Annotated in this window: 8 protein-coding genes and 1 pseudogene; 4 read left to right on the forward strand and 5 right to left on the reverse strand. The window is 68.3% G+C overall.

The window, feature by feature from the left end:
- Positions 1 to 50: 50 nt before the first annotated feature.
- From BN13_RS14245 to BN13_RS14260, 4 genes are all read right to left on the reverse strand, one after another.
- Positions 51 to 299, reverse strand: coding sequence for an acyl carrier protein (locus BN13_RS14245; RefSeq protein ID WP_048547919.1), 249 nt, complete (start codon positions 297 to 299; stop codon positions 51 to 53).
- Positions 300 to 382: 83 nt separating this feature from the next.
- Complete coding sequence (locus tag BN13_RS14250) at positions 383 to 1,405, reverse strand: beta-ketoacyl-ACP synthase III (RefSeq protein ID WP_048547920.1); 1,023 nt, start codon at positions 1,403 to 1,405, stop codon at positions 383 to 385.
- A gap of 10 nt (positions 1,406 to 1,415) precedes the next feature.
- Positions 1,416 to 2,360 carry an ACP S-malonyltransferase gene (locus tag BN13_RS14255; RefSeq protein ID WP_048547921.1) on the reverse strand — a complete coding sequence of 315 codons (945 nt, stop codon included), beginning with the start codon at positions 2,358 to 2,360 and terminating at the stop codon, positions 1,416 to 1,418.
- Positions 2,361 to 2,477: 117 nt separating this feature from the next.
- Positions 2,478 to 3,692 (reverse strand): PucR family transcriptional regulator, encoded by a 1,215-nt coding sequence (locus BN13_RS14260; RefSeq protein ID WP_048547922.1) that lies wholly within the window; start codon positions 3,690 to 3,692, stop codon positions 2,478 to 2,480.
- Between the two features lie 599 nt (positions 3,693 to 4,291).
- Between BN13_RS14260 and BN13_RS20980 the strand changes: the two are divergent.
- A pseudogene (locus BN13_RS20980) lies at positions 4,292 to 4,429 on the forward strand (glycoside hydrolase family 32 protein); the annotation flags it as partial.
- The gene (locus tag BN13_RS20660) at positions 4,392 to 4,637 is read left to right on the forward strand and encodes a GH32 C-terminal domain-containing protein (RefSeq protein ID WP_268806966.1); all 246 of its coding nucleotides are present in this window, start codon (positions 4,392 to 4,394) and stop codon (positions 4,635 to 4,637) included. The pseudogene BN13_RS20980 and the gene BN13_RS20660, both read left to right, overlap by 38 nt.
- Before the next feature lie 120 nt (positions 4,638 to 4,757).
- Here the strand turns inward: BN13_RS20660 and argG are convergent, their stop codons facing one another.
- Positions 4,758 to 6,173 (reverse strand): argininosuccinate synthase, encoded by a 1,416-nt coding sequence (gene argG / locus BN13_RS14265; RefSeq protein ID WP_048547923.1) that lies wholly within the window; start codon positions 6,171 to 6,173, stop codon positions 4,758 to 4,760.
- 108 nt (positions 6,174 to 6,281) lie between these two features.
- Between argG and BN13_RS14270 the strand changes: the two genes are divergently transcribed.
- Both BN13_RS14270 and BN13_RS14275 read left to right on the forward strand, forming a co-directional pair.
- Positions 6,282 to 6,494 carry a hypothetical protein gene (locus tag BN13_RS14270; protein ID WP_048547924.1) on the forward strand — a complete coding sequence of 71 codons (213 nt, stop codon included), beginning with the start codon at positions 6,282 to 6,284 and terminating at the stop codon, positions 6,492 to 6,494.
- A gap of 21 nt (positions 6,495 to 6,515) precedes the next feature.
- Positions 6,516 to 7,502: a glycerophosphodiester phosphodiesterase family protein gene (locus BN13_RS14275; protein WP_048547925.1), complete on the forward strand. Its 987-nt coding sequence runs from the start codon at positions 6,516 to 6,518 to the stop codon at positions 7,500 to 7,502.
- Positions 7,503 to 7,662: the final 160 nt, after the last annotated feature.

Raw genomic sequence — 7,662 nt, forward strand, 5'->3', positions numbered from 1 at the left:
TGGCGGGCGACACGACCCAGGGCAACGCGGGCGTATGCCGCGTGGCCGGGTCAGCCCTGGGCGGACTGGATGAAGCGGACGGCGTCGCCGACGGTGGTGAGGTTCTTGACCTCGTCGTCGGGGATGCGCACACCGAAGGCCTCTTCGGCGTTGACGACGATCGTCATCATCGACAGCGAGTCGATGTCGAGGTCGTCCGTGAAGGACTTGTCGAGCTGGACGTCGCCGACGTCGAGGCCGGTCTCTTCGTTGACGATATTGGCGAGACCCTCGAGGATCTCCTGCTCGCTCTGAGCCATTGTTCGCTCCTTTGATCGGTTTGCGGTTGGATCGGTAGTGCTGGCCCGATTTGACCCGTGGACCACCCGGGAGTCGTTGTGCCCTAAGGCAATTCGATGACCTGCGCGGCATAGACCAGGCCGGCGCCGAAGCCGATCTGCAGGGCGAGGCCGCCGCTGGGGACGATGCCTTCGCGCAGCATCCGCTCGGTCGCCAGCGGGATGGAGGCGGCGGAGGTGTTGGCGGTCTCGGAGATGTCGCGGGCCACGGGGATGTCGGCGGGCAGCTTCAACTGCTTCAGCATCGCGTCGATGATGCGCATGTTGGCCTGGTGCGGGATGAAGGCGTCGAGGTCCTCGGGATGCACGCCAGCGGCTTCGAGAGCGCGGTGCGCGACGGGAGCCATGCCCCATACGGCCCAACGGAAGACCTTCTGACCCTGCATGGTGAGGGCGGGGAACTCCCGGTCGCCCGGGTTGTCCTTGAACTCCATCCAGGACTCGCGCTGCATGATCGCTTGCCACTCGTTGCCCTCGGAGCCCCAGATGGTGGGGCCGATGCCAGCGCGATCGCTGCGGCCGACGATCGCGGCGCCGGCGCCGTCGCCGAAGATGAAGGCGGAGCCGCGGTCGGTGAAGTCGGTCCAATCGGACAGCTTCTCCACGCCGACAATGAGGACGTTGGTGGCGGTGCCGCCGCGCACGAGGTCGGAGGCGATGCCGATTGCGTAGCAGTAGCCCGCGCAGGCAGCGGAGATGTCGAAGGCCGCGCAGCGCAGACCCAGCCGGTCGGCCAGGATGGGGGCGGCCGCGGGGGTCTGTAGGGGGTGGGTCACCGTGGCGACGAGGACGGTGTCGATCTCGGCGAGGTCGATGCCCGCGTTGGCGATGGCGTCGCGGGCGGCCTTCTCGGCCATGTCGACGACGCTCTCGTCGGGGGCCGCATAGCGCCGGGAGATGATGCCCGACCGCTCTTGAATCCACTCGTCGGAGGAGTCGATCGCCTCGACGAGTTCGCTATTGGGGACCACCCGCTCGGGGCGGTAGCCGCCGACGCCGCGGATCTTGGAACCGACTGAGCCGGTGGCGGATTGGATGGTTCCGGTGCCCTTGGGTGCGACAGTCACGTGGGGCCTTTCAGGCGTTGGCGGAGGGGGAGGTGTGGGAGTGCGCGGCGATGAGAGCCGCGGCGGCGTCGAGGTCGTCCGGGGTCTTGAGCGCGACGGACTCGACGCCCTTCATGCCGCGCTTGGCCAGACCGACGAGGGTGCCGGCCGGCGCGAGCTCGAGGAGGCCGGTGACTCCGAGAGCCAGCATCGCGTCCATACAGAGGTCCCAACGGACGGGGCTGGTGACCTGGGAGACGAGTCGGCCCAGGATGTCGGCGCCATCGGCGACGGCGGTGCCATCGGCATTGGACAAGATGGTGACGGCGGGGGAGGCCGGAGCAAGGGTCTCGGCGAAGGCCGCGAGTTCGGCGACGGCCGGGGCCATGTGCTGCGTATGGAACGCGCCGGCCACCTTCAGCGGGATGACCCGGGTCTTGGCCGGCGGGTTATCGGCCAGGGCGGCGAGCTGGTCGAGCGTGCCCGCCGCCACGATCTGACCGGCGCCATTCATATTGGCGGGCGTGAGGCCGAGTTCGGTGAGGGCCGCGACGACGTCGTCGGCGACGCCACCGAGCACGGCGCTCATGCCGGTGGGAGTGACCGCGCTGGCCGCGGCCATACCTGCCGCGCGACGCGCGACGAAGCCGATGGCATCGGCGTCGGTGAGCACCCCGGCGGCACCCGCTGCCGTGATCTCGCCGACCGAGTGCCCCGCCACGACATCTGCTGCGCCGATCCCGGTGGCCCCCAGCACCACCGGAAGGGTCAGCAGACCGGCGGCGACGATCAGCGGCTGTGCGACGCCGGTGTCCTTGATGGTCTCCTCGTCGGAGATCGTGCCGTGGGCGATCAGGTCGATGCCCGTGGCCTCGGCCATCGCGGCGGCGCGGTCACGGACACCGGCAAGCTCAAGCCACGGGGTCAGGAATCCAGGAGTTTGGGAGCCCTGTCCGGGGCAGACGATTGCGAGCACCTGTCTAGCGTGGCGCATTCGAGGTCTCGGTGCGCGCTGAACAGCATGGCAATTTCTCGCTGAGATTTTGGAGGTTTCCTCTAAGGGTGGCGGTCGGAGTGCGTGCGGGTCGCCGGCTCAGCGTGGGGTGGCCGGGGGTGTCGCGGCGGTGCCGAGGCGGGCCAGGCGGATGGCCAGGTGGACCGTGTCGCCGTCGTGGGGGTCGGTCAGGTCGTAGCCCGTGAGGTCGGCGATGCGACCGAGGCGGTAACGCACGGTGTTGGTGTGGACGAAGAGTGCCCGGGCAGTGGCCTCGAAGCTGCGGCCGGCTTCGAGATAAGCCGTTGCGGTCTGCAACAGGTCGCCGCCGCTGACCTGGTCGAGGGGCCGGACGATGCGCGACCGGAGTGCGTTGCGGGCGGGAAGATCGCCGATGAGGGCGCGTTCGGCGAGGAGGTCGTCGGCGCGGGCAGGGCGGGGGGCGGTTGGCCAGGCAGCTGCCGCGGCATGGCCCGAGATGGCGGCGCGGGCCGAGCGGCCGGCGGCAAAGAGGTGCGGCACGGTGGGGCCGACGACGAGCGGGCCTGGGCCAAAGGCGTCTTGGAGGGTGGTGGCGTCGGCGAGCGCGTCGGGCGTGCCACCGAGCAGCGTGATCAGGCGCCCGCCCTGGACGGCGGCAAGGACCCGAAGGTTGTGCCGACTCGCGCGCCGGTGGAGTTGATCGAGGATGTATGCCGGGTCCGCCGCCCCCGTCTCGGGTGACCCGGGATCTGTCGGCGGGTTGCCGGCGATGACGGCGACATAGGTGGTGGCCCCCCAGCCGAGCGCGGCGGCGCGGCTCTGCATCCCCTCGTCGGCGTCGCCGCGCAGGATGGCATCGACCACGAGAGCTTCGAGCCTGGCGTCCCAGGCGCCCCGCTGCTCGGCGGCCCGGGCGTAGATGTGGGCGGCTCCAAAGGCGACATCGCGGGAATAGCGGAGCATGGCCTCGCGCACGGCGGGCGCGGCGCGCTCGCCGACGATCTCGGCGGCCTGTGTCTCGACGACGTCGACGACGGAACGGATGAGGTCGAGCGTCTGGGCGAGGCTGATTGAGCGGGCCAGCTCCGGTGGGGCGGACTCGAAGATGTCCTGTGCTCGGACGGGCCCGCCCTCTCCCTGGGCGAGCCACCCCACGAAGTTCTCGATGCCGCTGTGGGCCACGAGCGCGACGGAGGCTCGGTCGCGGGCGGAGAGCGCGGCATACCACGGATGTCGGGACTCAATGTCGGCGACGGCGGCCCGGACGAGGTCGCCGGTCCGGCCGGCGATGAGTTCCCGGGTGGCCCGAGCGAGGTTGGCGCGCCGCGGCATACGACCAAGCCTATTTGTACGCAGCCCACAAGCAGCGGACGCAATAACCTTCCGCCCCGACCCCGGCGGACGCAATAGCCTGCGGCGGACGCAAAAGGTATTGCGTCCGCCTCGAGTTATTGCGTCCGCGAGGGGTCGTGGGCCTGGGTCGGTGCGTGCCGAACTGCAATGGGGGCGGCGTCGAGGCGTCGTCGGCGGCAGCGTGGGCGGGGTCGGCGCAGGTCGCTCTCCAGGGCGTATGCTGTGTTGGCGCTCCCCTCGCACATCTCACCTGGTGAGACATTTCCCGGGGAGGTCTTCCCCTTGGCGCGGCGGCTGTGGCTATCGTCTGGCCACCCCCAGATTCCCGGCTTCCCATGGGGCTGACTCCGAGTGACAACGTTGTCAATGCCTGCAAGACGAAACTTCTGTGGTCACTGATCGACGAATCACTAACTAGGCGAGCACAATTCATGATCCAGCGACTTCGGCGACGGACACCCGTCATCGTGGGCCTTGCCTGCGCCGCGACCATGCTTTCGGCCGGTATGGCCGACGCTGCGCAGCTCGGCTCCGAGCCGTATCGTCCTGCGATTCACTTCTCACCGTCCAAGAACTGGATGAACGACCCGAATGGCCTGGTTTGGTACAAGGGCTCCTATCACCTCTTCTTCCAGCACAACCCGTCGGGAGACCGGTGGGGGATCATGAGCTGGGGACATGCCACGTCCCCTGACCTCATGCACTGGACCGAGCAGCCACTCGCCATCCCGCAGACCTTCAACGAGCTATCTCGACCGTTCGTCAGTGGAGGTGTTCGCCCAAGGCGGGACCACCATCACCGATCAGGTCTTCCCGTCAGCTGGGAGCGACGGGATCGGCCTGTTCGCCAAGGGCGGCACAGCCCAGCTCGATAAGCTCACCGTCACCCCGTTGGCGCCGTCGATGTTCGTGAGCGGGGGCTGATTGTAGGTTTCCCGCCCAATCCCACAAACCGGCGCTTTGGGAGGCTTTCTGACCGCCAGAAAGCCTGCCGAAGCGCCGGTTTCTGGGATTGGGCGGGAAACCCGCACCCCCACGCGCGGGTCAGTCGGTGCCGAACTCCATCGCCGCGGCGTCGAGGGCGTCGTCGGCGGCGGCGTCCACGGACGTGTTCTCCGCGATCTGGGCGGCGCCGCCCGACTCCAACTTGCCGACCAGCACTTGGTGGCCGCCGGAGAGCTGGCCCTGGGCGGCATACAACTCCAGCTTGGCGCGGGAGTCGGCGATGTCGAGATTGCGCATCGTCAGCTGACCGATCCGATCGACGGGGCCGAAGGCGGCGTCCTCGACGCGCTCCATCGACAGCTTGTCGGGGTGGTAGCTGAAGTTTTCGCCGCGGGTGTCGACGATCGTGTAGTCGTCGCCGCGGCGCAGACGCAGTGTGACCTGGCCGGTGATCGCGGAGGCGACCCAGCGCTGCAGCGACTCGCGCAGCATCAGCGACTGCGGGTCGAGCCAGCGGCCCTCATACAGCAGCCGACCGAGGCGGCGGCCCTCGGCGTGATAGTTCGCGACGGTGTCCTCGTTGTGCACGGCATTCAGGAGTCGCTCGTATGCCGCGTGCAGCAGCGCCATCCCCGGCGCCTCATAGATTCCGCGCGACTTGGCCTCGATGATGCGGTTCTCGATCTGGTCGGACATGCCGAGCCCGTGGCGGCCGCCGATGGCGTTGGCCTCCATGACGAGGTCCACCGGCGACAGGTCGCGCCCATTGATCGCGACCGGCCGGCCCTGCACGAAGGTGATCGTCACATCCTCGGCGTCGATGACCACCGACGGATCCCAGTGCTTGACCCCCATGATCGGCTCCACCGTCTCCAGCGAAACATCAAGGTGCTCAAGGGTTTTGGCCTCATGCGTGGCGCCCCAGATATTGGCGTCCGTCGAGTAGGCCTTCTCCTGGCTGTCGCGATAAGGCAGCTTCCGCTCGGTCAGCCAGGCGCTCATTTCGTGGCGCCCGCCCAATTCGGAGACGAACTCAGCGTCCAGCCACGGCTTGTAGATCCGCAGCGCCGGGTTCGCCAGCAGCCCATAGCGGTAGAACCGCTCGATGTCATTGCCCTTGAAGGTCGACCCGTCGCCCCAAATAAAGACCTGGTCCTCGTGCATCGCGCGCACCAGCAGCGTGCCGGTCACCGCGCGCCCGATCGGTGTGGTGTTGAAGTAGGTCTTGCCGCCGCTGCGGATGTGGAAGGCGCCGCACGCGATCGCCGACAACCCCTCCTCGACCAGCGCGCTGCGGCAATCGACGAGCCGGGAAAGCTCGGCGCCATACTGCCCCGCGCGCCCCGGCACGGTGTCGATCTCGGGCTCGTCATACTGCCCGAGATCGGCGGTGTAGGTGCACGGGATCGCGCCCTTCTCGCGCATCCAGGCCACCGCCACGGAGGTGTCGAGGCCGCCAGAGAAGGCGATGCCGACGCGCTCGCCCACGGGAAGTGAAGTCAGGACTTTGGACACGGCGCCAGCCTAGTGATCCACGCGTATGCCGCGTGCTCCCGTCCGAGGTCACGGGCTACTAGCCTGGCGCTGTCAGGCATCCCGTTGGCCAGAGAGGGGTAGCGCCCGGTGAGTTTCGTCGAGCGAATCACGTGGACGCTCGGCGCCTGCTGCGCGGGGGCGTTCGTCATCTGGGTTTCCGGAGCGGCGCTGTGGGGCTACGTGCTGTCGGCGGTCATCATCGGCTGCGTGACCCTGCTCCTCGTGCCGCGTCTCGAAGCGCGCCACGAACAGCGCCGCGCGGGCGACCTCAGCGCTGCCCGCGGACTCTGGCACCCGTAGCTAGGAACTCACAGAACTCTCATGACAAGACCGACGATCGTGGCCCACCGCGGGGCGAGCGGCTACCTTCCCGAGCACACCCTCGCGGCATACGAGTTGGGGATCCGGCAGGGCGCGGATGCCTTCGAGATCGACGTCGTCCCGACAAGGGACGGGGTCCTGATCGCCCGCCACGAGAACGACCTGAGCGGCTCGACGGACATTGCCCAGCACGCCGCGTTCGCCGACCGGCGGACCACCAAGACGGTCAATGGTCACGAGATCACGGGCTGGTTCAGCGAGGACTTCACGACCGAGGAGATCAAGGAGCTTCGTTGCGTCGAACCGCTGCCAGGGCGGCGCTCCGCTGCCCACGACGGGCAGTATGCCGTGCCCACCCTCCGCGAAGTACTCGACCTCAGGGCAAGCTTGAGTGTTGAGCTGGATCGCCCGGTTGGACTAAAGCTGGAGGTCAAGACTCCCGAATACTTCACGTCGTGCCGCCTTCCGATCGAGGACTTGCTCATCCCGGAACTGACCCGGGCCGGGGTGAAGGAGGCCGGCTCGCCGGTCGAGGTGATGACCTTCGAGCTGCACCATTTGCGGATGCTGCGCACCCTCTCCGTCCACGCCGGGATGGTGTTCCTGGTCGAGGAGGATCTCGACCTACCAGTGCCAGGGGAGGGCGGTGCGACGTATGGCGATCTGCTCACCCCCGGCGGCCTCGCCCGCGTCCACGACACCGCCACCGCGATCGGGCCGGGTCGGGCGGTGCTCTTCCCGCCGAGCGACAGCGGCGCGCTCGGGGAGCCGAGTCGCCTGTTCGACCGGGCGCACGAGATCGGTTTGCGGGTCGACTGCTGGACGTTCCGGGCCGAGAATCATTACCTGCCAACAGATTTCCGGGTGGGGCAGCACCCCGCAACCCTCGGGGACATGGCCGGGTTGGTCGCGGCATACGTCGGCGCGGGGCTCGACACCGTCATCACCGACCACCCCGACCGCGCCGGGCACCCACCCCGAACTTGAGCACGTCTTACGTTCTTGAGCACGTCCTCTAGGACGTGCTCAAGAACGTAAGACGTGCTCAAGTTCGTCCGTAGCGAGGGGGCGCCCACCCCGGCGACCCCGCCCCAACACGTCGACGGGCAGGGACACGCCGTATGACGAAGCGTCATACGGCGTGTCT

Origin of the sequence: Nostocoides jenkinsii Ben 74 (assembly GCF_001046875.1) — a bacterium.
Taxonomy (GTDB): domain Bacteria; phylum Actinomycetota; class Actinomycetes; order Actinomycetales; family Dermatophilaceae; genus Nostocoides_A; species Nostocoides_A jenkinsii.

Excerpts from the sequence above, each read along its gene's own strand:
- BN13_RS14245 (WP_048547919.1), bottom strand. The coding sequence starts at position 299 with ATGGCTCAGAGCGAGCAGGAGATCCTCGAGGGTCTCGCCAATATCGTC.
- BN13_RS14260 (WP_048547922.1), bottom strand. The coding sequence starts at position 3,692 with ATGCCGCGGCGCGCCAACCTCGCTCGGGCCACCCGGGAACTCATCGCC.
- BN13_RS20660 (WP_268806966.1), top strand. The coding sequence starts at position 4,392 with ATGCCACGTCCCCTGACCTCATGCACTGGACCGAGCAGCCACTCGCCA.
- BN13_RS14275 (WP_048547925.1), top strand. The coding sequence starts at position 6,516 with ATGACAAGACCGACGATCGTGGCCCACCGCGGGGCGAGCGGCTACCTT.